At 72.9% G+C, this 18,427-nt stretch carries 17 protein-coding genes and 1 pseudogene; 11 read left to right on the top strand and 7 right to left on the bottom strand.

What is annotated here, in order from left to right; genetic code table 11:
- Positions 1-19 precede the first annotated feature (19 nt).
- Genes VLJ82_RS04975 through VLJ82_RS04955 form a run of 5 tightly spaced genes read left to right on the top strand, consistent with a single transcriptional unit; the run spans position 20 to position 3,603 of the window.
- Positions 20-289: a DUF2191 domain-containing protein gene (locus VLJ82_RS04975; protein WP_408662215.1), complete on the top strand. Its 270-nt coding sequence runs from the start codon at positions 20-22 to the stop codon at positions 287-289.
- Complete coding sequence (locus tag VLJ82_RS04970; RefSeq protein WP_408662214.1) at positions 286-717, top strand: TA system VapC family ribonuclease toxin; 432 nt, start codon at positions 286-288, stop codon at positions 715-717. The genes VLJ82_RS04975 and VLJ82_RS04970 overlap by 4 nt, the downstream gene beginning before the upstream one ends.
- A gap of 12 nt (positions 718-729) precedes the next feature.
- Complete coding sequence (locus VLJ82_RS04965; protein ID WP_408662213.1) at positions 730-2,031, top strand: thymidine phosphorylase; 1,302 nt, start codon at positions 730-732, stop codon at positions 2,029-2,031.
- Complete coding sequence (locus tag VLJ82_RS04960) at positions 2,018-2,701, top strand: acVLRF1 family peptidyl-tRNA hydrolase (protein ID WP_408662212.1); 684 nt, start codon at positions 2,018-2,020, stop codon at positions 2,699-2,701. The genes VLJ82_RS04965 and VLJ82_RS04960 overlap by 14 nt, the downstream gene beginning before the upstream one ends.
- 59 nt (positions 2,702-2,760) lie before the next feature.
- Entirely contained in the window at positions 2,761-3,603 is an 843-nt protein-coding gene (locus tag VLJ82_RS04955) for an alpha/beta fold hydrolase (RefSeq protein WP_408662211.1), read from the top strand.
- A 17-nt stretch (positions 3,604-3,620) separates the two neighbouring features.
- On the opposite strand, the gene VLJ82_RS04950 is transcribed toward VLJ82_RS04955, so the two are convergent.
- Positions 3,621-5,384, bottom strand: a complete 1,764-nt coding sequence (locus VLJ82_RS04950; protein WP_408662210.1) for a DNA polymerase — start codon at positions 5,382-5,384, stop codon at positions 3,621-3,623.
- 72 nt (positions 5,385-5,456) lie between these two features.
- Positions 5,457-6,146, bottom strand: a complete 690-nt coding sequence (locus tag VLJ82_RS04945; RefSeq protein ID WP_408662209.1) for a class I SAM-dependent methyltransferase — start codon at positions 6,144-6,146, stop codon at positions 5,457-5,459.
- A gap of 152 nt (positions 6,147-6,298) precedes the next feature.
- On the opposite strand from VLJ82_RS04945, the gene VLJ82_RS04940 reads away from it, so the two are divergent.
- Together VLJ82_RS04940 and VLJ82_RS04935 are read left to right on the top strand one after the other, a co-directional pair.
- Positions 6,299-8,272, top strand: a complete 1,974-nt coding sequence (locus VLJ82_RS04940; RefSeq protein WP_408662208.1) for a thioredoxin domain-containing protein — start codon at positions 6,299-6,301, stop codon at positions 8,270-8,272.
- A gap of 35 nt (positions 8,273-8,307) precedes the next feature.
- Positions 8,308-8,484 (top strand): hypothetical protein, encoded by a 177-nt coding sequence (locus tag VLJ82_RS04935; protein WP_408662207.1) that lies wholly within the window; start codon positions 8,308-8,310, stop codon positions 8,482-8,484.
- Positions 8,485-8,997: 513 nt separating this feature from the next.
- Here VLJ82_RS04935 and VLJ82_RS04930 read toward each other — a convergent pair.
- On the bottom strand, positions 8,998-10,569 hold the full coding sequence (locus VLJ82_RS04930) for an FAD-dependent oxidoreductase (RefSeq protein ID WP_408662206.1): 1,572 nt from the start codon (positions 10,567-10,569) through the stop codon (positions 8,998-9,000).
- 67 nt (positions 10,570-10,636) lie between these two features.
- Here VLJ82_RS04930 and VLJ82_RS04925 point away from each other — a divergent pair, with 67 nt between their 5' ends.
- The 3 genes from VLJ82_RS04925 (at position 10,637) to VLJ82_RS04915 (ending at position 13,640) form a co-directional block, all read left to right on the top strand.
- Positions 10,637-11,203, top strand: a complete 567-nt coding sequence (locus VLJ82_RS04925) for a helix-turn-helix domain-containing protein (RefSeq protein WP_408662205.1) — start codon at positions 10,637-10,639, stop codon at positions 11,201-11,203.
- Between the two features lie 82 nt (positions 11,204-11,285).
- A complete protein-coding gene (locus VLJ82_RS04920) occupies positions 11,286-12,047 on the top strand; it encodes an isoprenyl transferase (protein ID WP_408662230.1) in 762 nt (253 codons plus the stop codon).
- A gap of 255 nt (positions 12,048-12,302) precedes the next feature.
- Positions 12,303-13,640 (top strand): PhoH family protein, encoded by a 1,338-nt coding sequence (locus VLJ82_RS04915; protein WP_408662204.1) that lies wholly within the window; start codon positions 12,303-12,305, stop codon positions 13,638-13,640.
- A gap of 54 nt (positions 13,641-13,694) precedes the next feature.
- On the opposite strand, the gene VLJ82_RS04910 is transcribed toward VLJ82_RS04915, so the two are convergent.
- The 4 genes and pseudogenes from VLJ82_RS04910 to glpX form a co-directional block, all read right to left on the bottom strand.
- Positions 13,695-14,288 carry a pyridoxamine 5'-phosphate oxidase family protein gene (locus VLJ82_RS04910; RefSeq protein WP_408662203.1) on the bottom strand — a complete coding sequence of 198 codons (594 nt, stop codon included), beginning with the start codon at positions 14,286-14,288 and terminating at the stop codon, positions 13,695-13,697.
- Between the two features lie 15 nt (positions 14,289-14,303).
- The gene (locus VLJ82_RS04905) at positions 14,304-15,755 is read right to left on the bottom strand and encodes a class II fumarate hydratase (RefSeq protein WP_408662202.1); all 1,452 of its coding nucleotides are present in this window, start codon (positions 15,753-15,755) and stop codon (positions 14,304-14,306) included.
- 301 nt (positions 15,756-16,056) lie between these two features.
- A pseudogene (locus VLJ82_RS04900) lies at positions 16,057-16,416 on the bottom strand (YbjQ family protein); the annotation flags it as partial.
- Between the two features lie 56 nt (positions 16,417-16,472).
- A complete protein-coding gene (gene glpX / locus VLJ82_RS04895; RefSeq protein WP_408662201.1) occupies positions 16,473-17,513 on the bottom strand; it encodes a class II fructose-bisphosphatase in 1,041 nt (346 codons plus the stop codon).
- 175 nt (positions 17,514-17,688) lie between these two features.
- Here glpX and VLJ82_RS04890 point away from each other — a divergent pair, with 175 nt between their 5' ends.
- The gene (locus tag VLJ82_RS04890; RefSeq protein WP_408662200.1) at positions 17,689-18,228 is read left to right on the top strand and encodes a DUF4245 family protein; all 540 of its coding nucleotides are present in this window, start codon (positions 17,689-17,691) and stop codon (positions 18,226-18,228) included.
- Positions 18,229-18,427: the final 199 nt, after the last annotated feature.

Here is an 18,427-nt window from a genome sequence, read left to right as displayed (position 1 = left end):
TCATGGTACGGTGAGCGGTATGAAGACCAGCTTCGACCTGTCCGAGTCGCTGCTGCACCAGGTGAAGCAGCTGGCCAAGCAGCGCGGCACCACCACCAAGAGTCTGGTCGAGGAGGCGTTGATGAAACTGCTCGCCGAAGTGCAGGAGGAAGAGGCGCCCCGTTTCACTCTGCGGGATGTCAGCTTCGGCAGCGGCGGGATGACTATCGAGTTCGCCAACGCCGGCTGGGAACGGATCCGGGACGAGATCTACCCGGTGCCAGAGCCGTTCCGCTCCCAGCTCCGATGATCGCCGTTGACGCCAATGTGCTGGTGTACGCCCACCGGCCGGACAGTGCCTTCCACTCCCAAGCCGCGGTGGTCGTCCGGGGTCTTGCGGAGAGCGGCGAGTCCTGGGCATTGCCGTGGCCGTGCCTGCACGAGTTCTACGGGGTGGTGACGAACCCCCGACTGTTCTCCCAACCCACGCCGCCGGCCGTCGCGCTGGATCAGATCCTCGCGTGGTCGGAGTCGCCCACGGTGCGGTTGCTCGCCGAGTCGCCCCTGCACCTGCGCACCCTCGGTCAGCTGCTGGAATCGGCGGGGCTGGCCGGGTCGGCGGTGCAGGACGCGAAGATCGCCGCGATCTGCCTGGACCACGGGGTGCGCGCGCTGCTGACCATGGACCGCGACTTCAGCCGGTTTCCGGCCCTGACGACTCGCAGCCTGCTGGCATGAGAGGCTTCTGCCATGTCCTCCAGCCGCGCTGAACCCTTCGACGCGATCAGTGTGATCAGCACCAAGCGGGACCGCGGCCGGATCCCCGACGAGCAGATCGACTGGGTGATCGACGCCTACACCCGCGGGGTGGTGGCCGACGAGCAGATGTCGGCGCTGGCCATGGCGATCCTGCTCAACGGCATGGCGCCGGACGAGCTGGCCCGCTGGACCCGGGCAATGATCGCCTCCGGCGAGCGGCTGGACCTGTCCGGGGTCCGCCGGCCGACCACCGACAAGCACTCCACCGGCGGGGTGGGGGACAAGATCACCCTGCCGCTGGCGCCGCTGGTGGCGGCCCTGGGGGCGGCGGTGCCCCAGCTGTCCGGCCGCGGCCTCGGGCACACCGGCGGCACCCTGGACAAGCTCGAGTCGATCCCCGGCTGGCGGGCGAACCTGTCCAACGCCGAGTTCGTGGCCCAGCTGAACTCGGTCGGCGCGGTGATCTGCGCCGCCGGGGACGAGCTGGCGCCGGCCGACCGCAAGCTCTACGCGCTGCGCGACGTCACCGGCACCGTCGAGGCGATCCCGCTGATCGCCAGCTCCATCATGAGCAAGAAGATCGCCGAGGGTTCGGCCGCGCTGGTGCTCGACGTCAAGGTCGGCACCGGGGCCTTCATGAAGACGCCCGAGGACGCCCGGCGGCTGGCCGAGACCATGGTCGAGCTCGGCACCGCGGCCGGCACCCACACGGTCGCGCTGCTCACCGACATGAACACCCCGCTCGGACTGACCGCCGGCAACGCGCTGGAGGTGGCCGAGGCCGTCGAGGTGCTGGCCGGCGGCGGCCCGCCGGACGTGGTGGAGCTGACGGTGGCGCTGGCGGCGGAGATGCTGGCCGGCGCCGGCATCCCGGACGCCGACCCGGCGGCGGCGCTGGCCGACGGCCGGGCGATGGACGTCTGGCGCGCGATGATCGCCGCCCAGGGCGGGGACCCGGACGCGGCCCTGCCGGTGGCCCGGGACAAGCACGTGCTCACCGCCCCGGCCACCGGGGTGCTCACCCGGCTGGACGCCTACGCCGTCGGGGTGGCGGCCTGGCGGCTCGGTGCCGGCCGGGCCCGCAAGGAGGATCCGGTGTCGGCCGGCGCGGGTGTGGTGCTGCTGGCCAAGCCGGGCGAGCAGGTACGCGCCGGCCAGCCGCTGATGGAGTTGCACGCCGACGACCCGGACCGGTTCGCCCGGGCACTGGAGGCTCTCGACGGCGGCTTCGACATCGGCGAGCAGGCGGGTTGGTCTACCCCGCCGCTGGTGATCGAGCGTGTGTCCGCCTGAGCCGGCCGACGATCTGGAGATCCCGCAGGACGCCCGCCGGCTGACGGTGCCGGCCGCCCGGTTGCCCAAGTGGCTGGACGGCTTCGCCGACCGGCACGGCGGCCTGCAGACCCGGCTGCTGCCGACGTCGGCCGCCCCCGAGCAGGTGGTGGTCAGCGCCGCGGACGGTTCCCGGGTCTGGATCGAGGTGCCGTTCCGGCCCTGGCAGCCGGCCGCGTCCCGGCCGCTCACCTCGCTGCAGCTGCACCTGAACTCCCCGCGCCGGATCGGCGTGCTGCTGGTGCGCCGCGGCGGGTACGCCGCCGGGGTGTTCGACGGCACCCGGCTGGTCTCGTCCAAGGTCGGCTCGGCCTACGTCCAGGGCGGCACCAAGGCCGGCGGCTGGTCCCAGCAGCGCTTCGCGCGGCGCCGGGAGAACCAGGCCCGGCAGGCGTTCGCCGAGGCCGCCGAGGTCGCGGTGCGGATCCTACTGCCCGAGGCTGGCCGGCTGGCGGCGCTGATCTGCGGCGGCGACCGGGCGGCGGTGGACGCAGCGCTGTCCGACCCGCGGCTGGCGCCGCTGCTGCCACTGCGGACCGGGCCGTTCCTGCCCGTCCCGGACCCGCGGCTGAAGGTGTTGCAGGCCACTCCCGAGCAGTTCCTGGCGGTCTCGCTGGCGATCTTTCCCTGACCGGCTCCCTGACCGAGCAGGCCGCGCCGGACCGGGACCGGATGAGGCATCATGAGCCGGTGGCCACGCGCGGTGTGATCCGGCACCAGGGCAGGCTGATGTCCTACCAGGATCTCGGCCCAGTCGATGCGCCGGTGGTGTTGCTGATCCACGGCATCATGTCCGACAGCACCACCTGGACCCGCGCGGCCGGCCTGCTCGCCGACAACGGCTACCGGGTGCTGGCGCCGGACCTGCCCGGCCACGGTGAGTCCGACAAGGTCGCCGACGGCTACCAGCTGGCGGATTTCGCCGCCAGCCTGGTCACCCTGCTCACCGAGCTGCAGGCCACCGAGGTGACCGTGGTCGGCCACTCGTTCGGCGGCGCGGTCGCCATGCAGCTGGCCTACGACCATCCCGAGCTGGTGCGCCGGCTGGTGCTGGTGTCGGCCGGCGGGCTGGGCCGGCGGGTGCATCCGGTGCTGCGGGCGGCGACGCTGCCCGGCGCGCACAACCTGGTGCGGATGGTGGTCAACTCCCGCACCGCCGCGCTGTACTCGCGGCCCCGGCTGCACCGCTCGCTGCGGCTGAGCCCGGACGTGGTCACCACCCTCAGCCGGGCCGGCCGGGGGCTGTCCTCTCCGGACGGCCGGACGGCGTTCTTCCAGACCGTGCGAGGGGTGATCAGCCCGTTCGGGCAACGCGGTTCATTGCTGGAGCTCGACTACGTCCAGCTGGAGCTGCCCACCCTGATCGTCTGGTCCGAGCGGGATCCGGTGCTGCCGGTGGCGCACGCGTACGAGACCCACGCCCACCTGCGCAACAGCAGCCTGGAGGTCTTTCCCGGGGCCAGCCACCAGCCGCACCACCACCTGGCGCGGCGGTTCGTGCAGGTGCTGTCGAACTTCATCGCCACTACCTGACGCGCCACCCAGACGGGTCAGTCCTTGGCCTCCGACCAGCGCTCGATCACGCTGACGTCGGCGACGAAGCGCACCGAGCCGTCCGGTGCCCAGCGGGCCGCCGCCTCGGTGAGGCAGTCGGTGAGCAACCGCTGCACCGCCGGGCCGTGCTCGGCCGGCGTCTGGACCAGCAGCTCGTCGTGCAGGCAGAGCACCACCCGGGCCTGCAGGGGCAGCCCGCGGGCCCGGACCGTCACCGCCCAGGCCTTGAACAGCTCGGCGGCCGCACCCTGCACCACCGCGTTGCGGGCGAACCGGCCGCGGCTGGCGGAATTGGCCCGTTCCTGCTCGGCGTCCAGGCCGGCAGGGGTCTGCCACATCCGCACCAGCCGGCCGCCGTAGGTGCGCACCGACCGGCCGGCGCGGCCGGCCTCATACGCCTCGCGCAGGTAGCGCATCGCCACCGGGTAGGCCGATTCCATGTTCTGCAACGCCTGGCCGGCGGCACCGGAGGTCTGGCCGTACATGGCGGCCAGCACGGCGATCTTGGCGACCGGGCGGTCCACGCCCAGCCGGCCGGCCACCGGCGCGTACAGGTCGTCGTCCTGGGTGGCCTTGGCCAGCGCCCGGTCCCCGGAGACCGCGGCCAGCACCCGGGGTTCGATCTGGCCGAGGTCGGCGCGCACCAGTACGTGGCCGGCGGGCGCGGCGACCGCCGGCCGCAGGTCGGCCGGCAGGTTGTGCAGGCCGGCCTGCGCGGTCATCCGGCCGGCGGCGCCGTCCGAGCCGCTCCAGGCGCCGCGCAACCGGGCGTCCGGGCCGACGTTGCGGGCCAGCCACTCGTAGCCGAAGGTGGTGGCGATCCGCTCGGCCTTGCGCCAGGCCAGCAGTGCCTCGACGACCGGGTGGGCGCCGGCGAAGCGTTCCAGCCGCCACGACCGGGTGTCCGGGACGTCGATGCCGACCCGGGCCAGCAGGGTGCGCACCTGGGCCGGGTTGCGCAGGTCGATGTCGGAGGAGTTCGGCACCAGCCGCAGCACCGTGCTGTCGCGGCGCTCGCGGACCGCGGCGGCCTCGGCGGCGTCGCGCGGCCGGGGGCCGGCGAAGGAGGCGATGATCTGCTCGGCGCGCTCGGTGTCGATCGGCAGGCCGTCCACGGTCAGCTCGGCGCACAGCAGTTCCGCGGCCGACTCCGAGCGCGCGGTGGCCGGCCCGTCCCCGGTCGCGGGCGCGGCGGCCAGTCGCCGCTGCTGCAACGCACTGGCCCGCAGCGCGGTCCGGGCCCAGCCGGCCAGCCGCCGCGGGTCGCGGGCCCAGCCGCCGCCGGCCCATTCCGGGCGCAGGTGCCCGTCCGGACGTATCGGGTCCTCGGGGTCGGTGCCCTCGTCGCCGGCGCTGTCGAACAGGTCCAGCTGGCCGGTGGTCGGCATCGAGGCCGGGTCGAGATCGTGCAGGGCGGCCCAGATCAGGGCCGGATCGGCGCGCCAGCCGCCGAAGATCAGCCGGTGCACCGCGACCAGGTCCCAGCAGGTGGCCACCCGGACGCCGGCCCGGGCCAGCTCCAGCGGGGTCTGCTGCGACCACCACACCCAGCGCGGCCGGAACTCGGCCTCCAGCCGGGCCACCGCGGCCGCCGGCCGGCCAGTGGCCAGCGCCCACTGGCCACCGGACGGCTCGGCAATGCCGATGCCGGGCTCGCCGCGCTCGTCGGCCAGGCTCAGGGCGAGAAAGCCGCCCCGGACCAAGCCGTGCCGCTGGAGCGCTGCCACCAGCTCGTCGGCGGTTGCGAGCTCCGGTGGCACCGGTCCATCCTGCCAAAGCCGGCGCTCACCCGGCGGCCTTCTCGCCGGCAGCGAGGCGCTACCGGCCGCGGCTCACCTGCGGCCGACGACCACGATCCGGTCCCGCGGACCGGTCAGCGGCTTCTCGAAGGTGAACACCTGGCTCGAGACGTCGGAGAAGCCGCACTCGGCGACCTGCCGCTCCATGTAGGACTGGGAGAGGAACCAGTACGCCAGGTCGGGGTGCTTCTCCACGTCGGCATCGCCGGTCCACGGCGGATCGTTGGACAGCACCAGCAGGCTGCCCTCGGGCAACCAGGACCGGAACCGGCTGAGCACGTGCTGCAGGCCGGTGTCGGCGTCGTAGAGGTGGCCCAGGCTGCCGTCGGCAAACAGCATGGTCCACGGCTCGGCCGGCGGCGTCCAGTTCAGCACGTCCGCGCACACCGCATCGAGGCCCTTGGCCCTGGCCAGCTCGATCGCCGGCTCCATGGCGTCCACCGCGAGCACCCGGGTGCCGTCGCCGGCGATGATCGCCTCGACCATGCCGTTTCCGCAGCCCACACTGAGCATCCGGGGATCGGAGCTGTCGGCCAGCAGCCCGCGCAGCAGGCCGACGATCCAGTCCCGGTACGGCTCGCTGGAGGTGGCCGGCGTGGTCACGTTGCCCCGGCCGCCGCCTTTCTCCCAGATGTGGTAGATGCTCGGTTCGGGCCCGTTGCTGTCGTCGTCCACGTAGTACTCGCGGACCGCTCGTACCTGCTCGGTGTCTGACCTGGACATGGAGAACACCCTTTCCCGGATTACCACGCGGTACTCCAACCGACCACGTCTACCGCCCGTCGGACGGTTCGTCAACTCGGACGTGCGCGACCGATCGGCGGCCGCCGCAACGGAGGTAACCCCCGCGGGGAGGTAACCGTTAGGTTGGAACCATGGCAAACCGGCTCGCCGACGCGACCAGCCCGTACCTGGCCCAGCATGCCGACAACCCGGTGGACTGGTGGCCGTGGTGCGAGGAGGCGTTCGCCGAAGCCCGCCGGCGCAACGTCCCGGTGCTGCTGTCGGTGGGCTACGCCGCCTGCCACTGGTGCCACGTGATGGCGCACGAGTCCTTCTCCGACGCCGAGGTGGCGGCGGCCCTCAACGCGCGGTTCGTGGCGATCAAGGTCGATCGCGAGGAACGTCCCGACATCGACGCGGTCTACATGGCCGCGACCACCGCGATGACCGGCCACGGCGGCTGGCCGATGACCTGCCTGCTGACCCCGTCCGGCGAGCCGTTCTTCTGCGGAACCTACTTTCCCAAGGACGGATTCCTGCGGTTGCTGGCGGCGGCGAACCAGGCCTGGACCGAGCAGCAGGACGAGGTGCTGGCCACCGGCGGCCGGATCGTGCAGGCGCTGCAGGCGGCACTGGCCACCGGCGCCCCGCGCACGCTCGGCGTTGATGTGCTGGACCAGGCGGTAGCCCGGCTCGGCCAGCACTTCGACCGCACCTCCGGCGGCTACGGCTCGGCGCCGAAGTTCCCGCCCTCGATGGTGCTGGAGTTCCTGCTGCGCCACCATGCCCGCACCGGTTCCGCCGCCGCGCTGGAGCAGGTCCGGCACACCTGCGAGGCGATGGCCCGCGGCGGCATCTACGACCAGCTGGCCGGCGGGTTCGCCCGGTACTCCGTCGACGCGCAGTGGGTGGTGCCGCACTTCGAGAAGATGCTCTACGACAATGCCCAGCTGCTGCGGGTCTACCTGCACCTGTGGCGGGCCACCCGCTCGCCGCTGGCGGAGCGGATCGCCCACGAGACCGCGCAGTTCCTGCTGCGGGACCTGCGCACTCCCGAGGGGGTGTTCGCCTCGGCGCTGGACGCCGACACCGAGGGCGTGGAGGGCCTGACCTACGCCTGGACGCCGGACCAGCTGAGCGAGGTGCTCGGCGAGGCGGACGGTTCTTCGGCGGCCGGCCTGCTCGGGGTCACCGCGCAGGGCAGCTTCGAGCTGGGCAGCTCCACCCTGCAACTGCGCAGCGATCCGCACGATCCCGCGTGGTGGTCGGCGGTCCGGGCCCGGTTGCTGGCCGCCCGCAACCAGCGGCCGCAACCCGCCCGGGACGACAAGGCGATCACCGCCTGGAACGGGCTGGCCATCGCCGGCCTCGCCGAGGCGGGCGTGCTGCTCCAGCGGCCGGATTACCTTGCCGCCGCACGGGATTGTGCCGGTTTCCTGCTCGACCGGCACCTGGTGGACGGCCGGTTGCACCGCTCGTCGCGGGCCGGTTCGGTCAGCGCCGCAATGGGGGTGGCCGAGGACTACGGCGACCTGGCCGAAGGGCTGCTGGCGTTGCACCAGGCCACCGCCGAGCCACGCTGGCTGGCGGCGGCGGGGGAGTTGCTGGAGGTGGCGCTGACCCGGTTCGCCGACGGCGCCGGCGGTTTCTTCGACACCGCCGACGATGCCGAGGCGCTGTTCAGTCGGCCACGCGACGCCTCGGACACCGCGGCGCCGTCCGGGCAGTCGGCGCTGGCCGGTGCCCTGCTCGGTTACGCCGCGCTGACCGGTTCGGCCCGGCACCGCGAGGCCGCCGAGGCCGCGCTGGCCGCGGCCGGTGAGCTGGCGGCGGCCGAACCCCGATTCGCCGGCTGGAGCCTGGCGGTCGCCGAGGCGGCGGTGGCCGGGCCGCTGCAGGTCGCCGTCGTCGGCTCCGGCCCGGCGGCCGACGCGCTGCTGGCCGCCGCCCGGATGAGTACCTCGCCGGGGCTGGTGCTGGCCTTCGGCGAACCGGACGCCGCCGGGGTGCCACTGCTGGCCGACCGGCCGCTGCTGGCCGGCGAGCCCGCCGCCTATGTCTGCCGGGGGTTCGTGTGCGAGCGGCCGGTCGGCACTCCGGCCGAGCTGCTGGCAGCCCTCGGCTGAAGGCAGGACCCCGTCCGGGCGCCTAGGGTGATCGCATGATGAGGACGCAGCCGCCCGGCTTCCGGTGGCTGGTGGGCGGGTTCGCCCTGGTCGCCGCGATCGCTCTCGGCTGGCACTACCACACGGCCGGTGACCGGGGTGCCCTGGTGTTCGCGGTGCTGTGCCTGCTGGCTGCCGGCTACTGGTTGATCATCGACCGGGAACCGGAGTGAGCCGGCTGTCCGGGATCGGGCGGGAGGCCGCGACCCGGCCCTGGCGGTAGCGAATCCGATGGTCAGGGCGGCAGAAAAAGGAGTGCTCCGCAGGTGCCGGCAGTCCCGTACCGGTACCTGCGGAGCACCCCGGGCCCCCGCGCTTGTAGTGCTCCCCCGCTTGTACTGCATTCCCCCGTGCTTGGTACTGCCTTTCCCGCGCTGGTACTGCTTCCCCCCGTGCTGTGGTGCTCCCCGTGCTGGTACTGCATTCCCCCGTGCTGGTAGTGCTACCCCCGTTCGTACCGCATTTCCCCGTGCGGCACTGCTTCCCCCGTGCTGGTACTGCATCCCCCGCGGTCCTGCTTCCCAGGCCGGCCCGCGCAACTGCTGGTACTGCTTCCCCCGGCGGCGCTGGTCTCCCAGTTCCGCTTTCGTGTTTCCCCGTGGGCACAAGTATGGGGATCTTACGTAGACCACACAAGACGCAATCCAGTCACCAGGTCACTACGGAGCGTGCCCGGTGCGAGGGGTTCAGCTCGCCCGGTGGGCGCGCAGCACCAGGTCCTCGACGTGATGGGCGGCGGTGGCCGAGCCCGGCGGACGGGGCCGCTTGTCGTTGACCTCGATGGCCCAGCCGGGGGTGTCCCGCAGTGCCGCCACGAAGTCCTCGATCTGCAGGTAGGCGTCGGGATCGAACGGTATGCCGTGGCGGTGCGGGTCGCGCATGGCCGCCATGTCGTGACTGATGACGAGCAACCTGCCGCCCGGGGCGACGGCGGCGAGGATGTTGCAGACCCCGCGGCCATCGGGCGTCCGGGGAATCGAGGCGTAGCTGGCCGTGACGAGGTCGAACGCGCCACGGGGGAACGGCTCGAACGCGTTGGCGTCGCCCTGCCGGCAGGTGACCTGCAGCCCGCGCCGCGCCGCTTCGGCCCGGACCCGGTCGAGCGCCCGCGAGGAGATGTCGCTCGCGGTCACGTTCCAGCCCTGCTCGGCCAGCCAGATCGCGTCGCCGCCCTCGCCGGCGCCGACATCGAGCACCCGGCCGGCGGTCAGTCCGGCCGCTTCGGCGACGAGTGAGCCGTTGGGATTTCCGCTCCACATCTGCTCGCCGGAGTAGCGGTGGTCCCAGTCCGATGCCTGCCCGGAGGGGCGGCCGGCGGTGCGCACGTCCTCGTCCGCGAGGCTGAACGCGACCATTCCGCCGACCCGGCTGCCGTCCGCCGCGGCCTGCAGCAACTGCTGGCTGGGATCGGTGATGTTGCCGGCGGCGTAGATCCCCTCGACGGACGTGGCACCGGTCGCGTCGACGGCAAGCACCTCACCCAGCCCGCTGGGATGCGGCTCGGGCCGCAGTCCCAGGGCGAGGAGCGGCTCGGCCCGGGGACGGAAGCGCGGACTGACGGCGACCGCGTCGGCGCCGATCCGGGATCCGTCGGCCAGCTCGACCCCGGCCAGCCGGCCGTCAGCCCCGGCGACGACGGCCCGGACCGTGGCCGGGCGGATGTCCACCCCGGCGGCCCGCAGGGCATCGACCTGGGCGGCGTCGACCTCGACCCCGTCCTGCAGCAGCACGGTGAGCCGCTCGGTGAGCTGGCGGAACAGCGGAGCGGTGTGCAGGCCCATGGGGTGCGTGACGAGCTGCACGATCCGCTGGTCGCGGACCTCGTAGCCGTGACAGAACGGGCAATGGATCACCGCGCCGCCCCAGTGGCCGGCGAGGCCCTCGATATCGGGCAGCTCGTCGACCAGGCCGGTGGCCACGACCAGCCGCCGGGCGAGAACGGTGTGCCCCTCGGCAAGCTCGACGCGGTAGCGCTCGCCGGCCCGGCTCACCGCGAGCGCCCGTCCGGACAGGATCTCGCCGCCGTAGCCGCGCACCTCTGCCCGGCCCGCGGCGAGCAGTTCGGCCGTCGGCGTGCCGTCCCGGCCGAGGAAGCTGTGCAGGTGGGCGGCAGCCGCGTTGCGCGGCTCGCCGGAGTCGACCACGACGATGGAGCGGCGTTGCCGGCTGAGCTGCAGGGCGGCTGCCAGGCCGGCCGCCGAGCCGCCGATCACGGCGACGTCGCAGTGCCGGACGGTGGGTGCGGGAGTGTGGCTCATGCCAGCGACAGTAGCGGCGCCTGTCGATATATGCGATCCTCCTTGCAGTATCTGCAAGGAGGATTCGATGGCCGAGCTCGCCGACATCGAACATGTGGTGCGAACCCGGCTGCGCAGCCTGCGCACCACGCTCGGCCTCTCGCTGGACGAGCTTGCTGCCCGTACCAATCTCAGCCCGTCCACGATCAGCCGGGTCGAGACCGGCAAGCGCAGCATCAGCCTCGACATCCTGTTGCCGCTGGCGGCCGGACTGCAGGTCGGGCTGGATGCGCTGCTGGAGATGAGCACCGACGACGACGTGGTCATCCGGCCGGTCCCGAACCGGACGGCGGGCCGCACCACCTGGCTGCTGAGCCGGCCCGGTGGCAGCACGGTCGCGGTGAAGATGCGCCTGGAGCCGACCCGGGCGCCGGTGCGGCAGCGGGTGCATCCCGGCCATGACTGGTTGTTCGTGCTCACCGGGCGCATCCGGCTGCTGCTCGGCGAGCGCGAGATAGTCCTGGACACCGGCGAGGCGGCCGAGTTCGCCACCATGACCCCGCACGCGTTCGCCGCGATCGGCCGGCCGGCCGAGGTGGTGATGGTCTTCGACCGCGACGGGCAGCACGCCCACGTGCACAGCGGCACCGAGTGATCGCCGGCCGCGCCGCCCGGCGGGTCACTTCGAGGTTGTCCGGTAGGCCCGCCCGCCGGGTCTAGGCTAGAAAGCCGTGGACCTGCGCGCCGGGCTGTACTCGCTGTACGAGCGCCGGCTGCTGAAGGCCCTGGCGGGCCGCCCGGTTCCCCGGCACGTGGCGGTGATGCTGGACGGCAACCGGCGCTGGGCCCGGGCGGCCGGCTTCGAGGACGTCAACGACGGGCACCTGGTGGGCGCCCGCCACATCGACAACCTGCTCGCCTGGTGTGCCGAGGCCGGCGTCGAGCACGTCACCCTGTGGCTGCTGTCCACCGACAACCTGCACCGGGACCCGGCCGAGGTCGGCCCGCTGCTGGGCATCATCGCCGCCGTCGCCCAGGCGCTGTCGGCACCCGAGGAGCCGTGGCGGCTCAACGTGGTGGGCGCGCTGGACACCCTGCCCGCCGGCACCGCCGAGGCGCTCAAGACCGCGGCCGAGCGGTCGGCCGGCAAGCGGGGGATGACGGTCAACCTGGCGGTCGGCTACGGCGGCCGCCGCGAGATCGCCGACGCGGTGCGCTCGCTGCTGCAGTCGCACGCCCAGGCCGGCACGTCGATCGAGGAGCTGGCCGAGATCATCGACGTCGAGCACATCGCCGAGCACCTCTACACCCGGGGCCAGCCCGATCCGGACCTGGTGATCAGGACGTCGGGGGAGCAGCGGCTGTCCGGGTTCCTGCTGTGGCAGTCGGCGCATTCGGAGTTCTACTTCTGCGACGCCCTGTGGCCGGACTTCCGCAAGACCGACTTCCTGCGCGCGCTGCGCGACTTCTCCGAGCGGCACCGGCGCTTCGGCAGCTGAGCCCGGTACCCGCTCACCGCGGTTACGGCGTGGCGCGGGCCCGGCGCCGGTAGGCAGACGTAGCGTCCCCGGCAGGCGTCCGACCGGCAAGGGCGGGCGCTCGGGAGGTCCCTTGACGGTGGTGAAAAGCCAGCGGGGGGCCGGCATCGCCCCCGTACCATGGGGGATGACCGGAACCCTCGACCGGGCAGGCGGCGGTGCCACGCCTGTCCACGGTGTCGGTAGTGCGCGACACCGCAGCGCTCAGGAGCCCTAGTGACCCACCCTTCTTCCCCGTCCGGCCCGGCCGTCAAGACCTTCGTGCTGGACACCTCGGTACTGCTGTCGGATCCCGGAGCGCTGGCCCGCTTCGGTGAGCACCAGGTCGTCCTGCCACTGGTCGTGATCGGCGAGCTGGAAGGCAAGCGGCACCACCCCGAACTCGGCTGGTTCGCCCGCGAGACGTTGCGTGCCCTGGACGACCTGCGCATCCGGCACGGCCGGCTGGACGCGCCGGTGCCGGTGGGCGAGCAGGGCGGCACCCTGCATGTCGAGCTGAACCACTCCGACCTGGCGCTGCTGCCGGCCGGTTTCCGGGTGGAGAGCAACGACTCGCGGATCCTGGCGGTGGCGCTGAACCTGGCCAACGAGGGCCGCGAGGTGGTGCTGGTCTCCAAGGACATGCCGCTGCGGGTCAAGGCCGCGGCCGTGGGGCTGGCGTCGGACGAGTACCGGGTGCACCCGGGGATCGACTCCGGCTGGACCGGCATGGCCGAGCTGGAGGTGTCCACCGCGGTCATCGACTCGCTGTACAACGCCGACCGGGTGGAGGCCGCCGAGACCGAGGAACTGTTGGCGGTGGGCGAGCTGCCCTGCCACACCGGCCTGGTGCTGCACTCGGCCCGGGGCTCGGCGCTGGCCCGAGTGACCGCCGACAAGCAGCTGAAGCTGGTGCGCGGCGACCGGGAGGCGTTCGGCCTGCGCGGCCGGTCGGCCGAGCAGCGGATCGCGCTGGACCTGCTGCTGGACCCCGAGGTCGGCATCGTGTCCCTGGGCGGGCGGGCCGGCACCGGCAAGTCGGCACTGGCGCTGTGCGCGGGCCTGGACGCGGTGATGGAACGGCGGGCGCACAAGAAGGTGGTGGTGTTCCGGCCGCTCTACGCCGTCGGCGGCCAGGAGCTGGGCTACCTGCCGGGCAGCGAGAACGAGAAGATGGCGCCGTGGGCGCAGGCGGTCTTCGACACCCTCGGCGCGCTGGTCAGCAAGGACGTGATGGACGAGGTGATGGACCGTGGCATGGTCGAGGTGCTGCCGCTGACCCACATCCGCGGCCGCTCGCTGCACGACTCGTTCGTCATCGTGGACGAGGCGCAGTCGCTGGAGCGCAACGTGCTGCTGACCGTGCTGTCCCGGATCGGCTCGGGATCCCGGGTGGTGCTCACCCACGACGTGGCCCAGCGGGACAACCTGCGGGTCGGCCGGCACGACGGGGTGGCCGCGGTGATCGAGGCGCTGCGCGGGCACCCGCTGTTCGCGCACGTCACGCTCACCCGCTCCGAGCGCTCGCCGATCGCCGCGCTGGTCACCGAGCTGCTCGAGGACGTCGGCCTGTAGGTCCGACCGGTGCCGGGCTGGTAGCCGCTACCGGCCCGGCACACCTTCGGGGGCTCAGTCCGCCGGCGGTGCCAGTGGCTCCCGGGTCCGGTCGCCGAGGTCGCCGAGGGCGGGCAGGCCGTCGATGGACACCGCGTTCTTGGTCTCCGGGTACTCCCGGTAGACCGCCGGCCCCTTCTTCTCCTGGCGCAGGTCGAGCACGTCACGGTGCGCGGCGAAGTCCATCAGCGGCACCGCGTAGCCGCAGGAGTCGCTGACCCGGTCCAGGTCGACCAGCACGATGGCACGCTGGGCGGTGGTGCGCTGCTTGGCGAAGGCGGGCCGGAGCTCGGCGAACTCGGGATCCTGGGTGAGCACGATCCGGCCGGTGCCCGACAGCCGGACGATGGTGGGCCGGCCGGTGAAGGCGGCGAACATCAGGGTGATCCGGCCGTTCTCACGCAAGTGGGCGATGGTCTCCGCACCCGAGCCGTAGTAGTCGAGGTAGCCGACCCGGTGGGAGTCGAAGACCACGAAGGTGCCGGCCATCCCCTTCGGGGAGACGTTGACGTGGCCGTCGGCGGCCAGCGGGGCGGTGGCCACGAAGAACACCGGCTGGCTGGTCAGCCAGGCTGCCAGCTTGTCGTCGATGCCGTCGTAGACGTTCACCGCCCGCCCGGTCTGCTAGGGCTGCCCGGCCGGCCGGGTCATCGACAGCACGTCCAGCACCTCGTCCAGCTTGTCCTCGGTGATGGCGCCGGAGCTGACGTGGCCGCGCTCGATGACCACCTGCCGGATGGTCTTGCGCTCGGCCAGCGCCTGCTTGGCGATCTTGGCGGCCTCGTCGTAGCCGACGTAGTGGTTGAGCGGGGTGACGATCGAGGGCGAGGACTCGGCGTACTCGCGGCAGCGCTCGACGTTGGCCTCGATGCCGGCCACGCACCGGTCGGCGAACACCGTGCTGACGTTGCCGATCAGCCGGATCGACTCCAGCACGTTGCGGGCCATCACCGGCAGCATGACGTTCAGCTCGAAGTTGCCGGCGGCACCGGCGAAGGCCACCGCGGCGTCGTTGCCGATCACCTGGGCCACCACCTGGCAGACCGCCTCGCACAGCACCGGGTTGACCTTGCCGGGCATGATCGACGAGCCCGGCTGCAGGTCGGGCAGGAACAGCTCGGTCAACCCGGTCCGCGGGCCGGAGCCCATCCAGCGGATGTCGTTGCTGATCTTGTTGAGGCTGACCGCGACGGTGCGCAGCACGCCGGACAGCTCCACCAGCGCGTCCCGGGCGCCCTGGGCTTCGAAGTGGTCGCGTGCCTCGGTCAGCGGCAGCCCGGTCTCGGCGGCGATCAGGGCGATGACGTCGGCGGCGAAGCCGGCCGGGGCGTTGATGCCGGTGCCCACCGCGGTGCCGCCCAGCGGCAGCTCGGCCACCCGCGGCAGGCAGGCCTGCAGGCGCTCGATGCCGTAGCGGACCTGCGCGGCGTAACCGGCGAACTCCTGGCCCAGGGTGACCGGGGTGGCGTCCATCAGGTGGGTACGCCCGGACTTCACCACGGTGGCGAACTCGCCGGCCTTGGCCTCCAGCGCGCCGGCCAGGTGGTCCAGCGCGGGGATCAGGTCGGTGACCACGCCCTTGGTGGCGGCGACGTGGATCGCCGACGGGAACTGGTCGTTGGACGACAGCGGGTCGTTGACGTCGTCGTTGGGGTGCACGCTCGCGCCGAGTCTCTCGGCGCCCAGCGAGGCCAGCACCTCGTTGGCGTTCATGTTCGAGGAGGTGCCCGACCCGGTCTGGAACACGTCGATCGGGAACTCGGCGTCCCAGTCGCCGCGGGCCACCTCGGCGGCCGCGGCGGCGATGGCCTCGGCCTTGGCCGCATCCAGCAGCCCGCGCTCGGCTCGCACCCGCGCCCCGGCGCCCTTGATCAGGGCCAGCCCCGCGATCAGCTCCCGCTCGATCGGCTGGCCGGAGATCGGGAAGTTCTGCACCGCCCGCTGGGTCTGGGCCCGCCACTTGGCGCGGGCCGGCACTTCGACCTCGCCCATCGAGTCCTTCTCGATCCGGTACTCGACCGCTGCGGCGTCCGGCGAAACCTGCGGGTTCGAGTGCGCGCTGGGCTGCTCAGACATCAGCCGATGCTCCCTGGGTGTCGGCGTTCCTACCAAACAATTGGACACTCCAGAGCCTAGCCAGCCCGGCCTCGGCGAGCGTGCGGCTGTGGCGGGACTAACCCTGCCGTCCCGGCTCGTGCGAAAGGGGCTACTGCCCGCCCTGCGGCTGCTGCCAGCCGGACTGGCCGGCCGGCTGCTCCCAGGCCGGCCGGGCCGGCTGCTGCCAGCCGCCGGCGGGCTGGCCGGCGCTGGGCTGGCCCTGGCCACCGGGCTGGCTGGCGCCGGGCTGGCCCTGGCCGCCGGCGGCGCTGCCCGGCTGGCCGTAGCCCAGCTGCAGGGCGGTCTGCTTGGCGGCCTCGGTGACCGGAACCGCCACCACCGCGGTGGCGTAGGCGCAGATCTCGCTCCAGTTGCCGCCCAGCTCGGTGGTGTCGAACCGCATCGCGACCAGGGCGTTGCCGCCCCGGGCCTGGGCCTCGGCGAACAGCCGGGTCATCGCCTCGTTGCGGCTGGCCAGCACGTTGCGGGTCATGCCCTGCAACTCACCACCCACCAGGGACTTGAACCCGGCGCCCATCTGGGAGAAGGCGTTGCGGGAGCGCACGGTCACTCCGAACACCTCGCCGCAGACCCGCTGGATCTCCCAACCCGGGATGTCGTTCATGGTGACGCAGAGCATGCTGGCTCTCCCCTGGTAGCTGTCAGCCGGTGGTAACCGCTGTCCGACGGGACAGCCTAGTTCCGATCGAAGTCCACCGAGGCGTAAGCCCGCAGCTTGGACAGCTGGTGCAGCGAGTCGACGGTGCGGATGGTGCCGGACTTCGAGCGCATCACGATCGAGGAGGTGGCGACCGCGCCGCGGTCGTAGCGCACCCCGCGCAGCAGCTCCCCGTCGGTGATGCCGGTGGCGCAGAAGAAGACGTTCTCCCCGGTGACCAGGTCGCGGGTGGTGAGCACCCGGGACAGGTCGTGCCCGGCGTCGATGGCCTTCTCGCGTTCCTCGGGGGTCTGCGGCCAGAGCCGGCCCTGGATGGCGCCGCCCATGCAGCTGATCGCGGCGGCCGCGATGATGCCCTCCGGGGTGCCGCCGATGCCCAGCAGCAGGTCCACGCCGGTGCCGGCCCGGGCCGCCATGATGGCGCCGGCCACGTCCCCGTCGGAGATGAACTTGATCCGGGCTCCGGACGCGCGCACCTCGGAGACCAGGTCGGCATGCCGGGGCCGGTCCAGGATCACCACCGTGACGTCCTCGGGCTTGCCGCCCTTGGCCTTGGCCACCCGGGCGACGTTCTCCCGCACCGGCGCGGTGAGGTCGATGACGTCGGCGGCCTCCGGCCCGGTGGCGATCTTCTCCATGTAGAACACCGCGGACGGGTCGAACATCGAGCCGCGCTCGGCCACCGCGATCACCGCGATCGCGTTGGGCATGCCCTTGGCCATCAGGGTGGTGCCGTCGATCGGGTCGACCGCCACGTCGCACTCGGGCCCGGTGCCGTCCCCCACCCGCTCGCCGTTGTAGAGCATCGGGGCGTGGTCCTTCTCGCCCTCGCCGATCACCACCACGCCGTCCATCGCGACGGTGCCGATCAGGGTGCGCATCGCGTCGACCGCGGCGCCGTCACCACCGTTCTTGTCCCCCCGGCCGACCCAGCGGGCCGCGGCCATCGCGGCGGCCTCGGTGACCCGCACCAGCTCCAGCGCGAGGTTGCGGTCCGGTGCCTGGTGGCTGACGGCCAGTTCCGGAGGGACGTGACCGGACGGTGCGGGGTCAGTCATGCAAGTTCGGCCCTTCTCGACGTCGGCGGCTTCAGGCTCGATGAGCTGCACCCTATCCGGGGTCCGGGACGGCCAGCCACCGGTAGGCCTGCTCGGCGGGCCCGTCCGTCCGGCGGCCAGCCGTGGCCGGCCACCCGGTTGGCGGCCGGCCACCGGCACCGGTGACCATGGAGGGGTGACCCGTCCGCCCGACCCGGCTGCCCGGCAACGGCTGCGCACCCCGGCGAACCTGTGGCGGGCGCTGATCCCGCTGCTGGTGATCGTCGGCCTGGTGGTGCTGCTGAACCGGCCGGCCGGGCAGGGCAGCGACGGGGTGCACGTCATCGACCCCGGTCCGGCGATCGCGGCCGCCCGGCAACAGTCCGGCTTCGCGGTGCTGGTGCCGACCGGGCTGCCCGCCGGCTGGCGGCCGACCTCGAGCGAGCTGGTCCCGGCCGAGCCTGCCGCCCCGGCCGGCCTGCGGATCGGCTACGTCAGCCCGGCCGGCAAGTACGCCGAGCTGTTCGAGAGCCCGGACGCCCCGGAGGCGGTGGCGGCCCGGTACGGGCCGCTGACCACCGACGGCACCGCGCCGGTGGCCGGAGCCAGCTGGCAGCGGTACCAGACCTCGGCCGGCCGGCTGCTGTTGCGCCACACCGTGGGCACGGTCACCGCCGTGGTCACCGGCAGTGCCTCGCAGGCCGAACTGGTCGAGCTGGCGGGTTCGCTGCGCTGACCCGGCTGGCCGGTTAGCGCGCATCCGGGTCGGCGGGGGAGCGCGCCGGAGGTACGCCCGAGGCTGCCGTCCGGGCTTTCGCGACCGGGTCGCCCGCGACCGGTGGCACTAACCCCAGCCGCATCGCAATGACTGCGCGTGGCGCATCTTTTGCCGGGCTGTTACCGAATTAGCCATTCCGGACGGCCGGGTCAGCAGG

It is taken from the genome of Jatrophihabitans sp., from assembly GCF_035474675.1.
GTDB lineage: Bacteria > Actinomycetota > Actinomycetes > Mycobacteriales > Jatrophihabitantaceae > Jatrophihabitans_A.
Note: the sequence above shows the minus strand (reverse complement) of the source record. Positions and strands in the feature narration are given on the sequence as shown.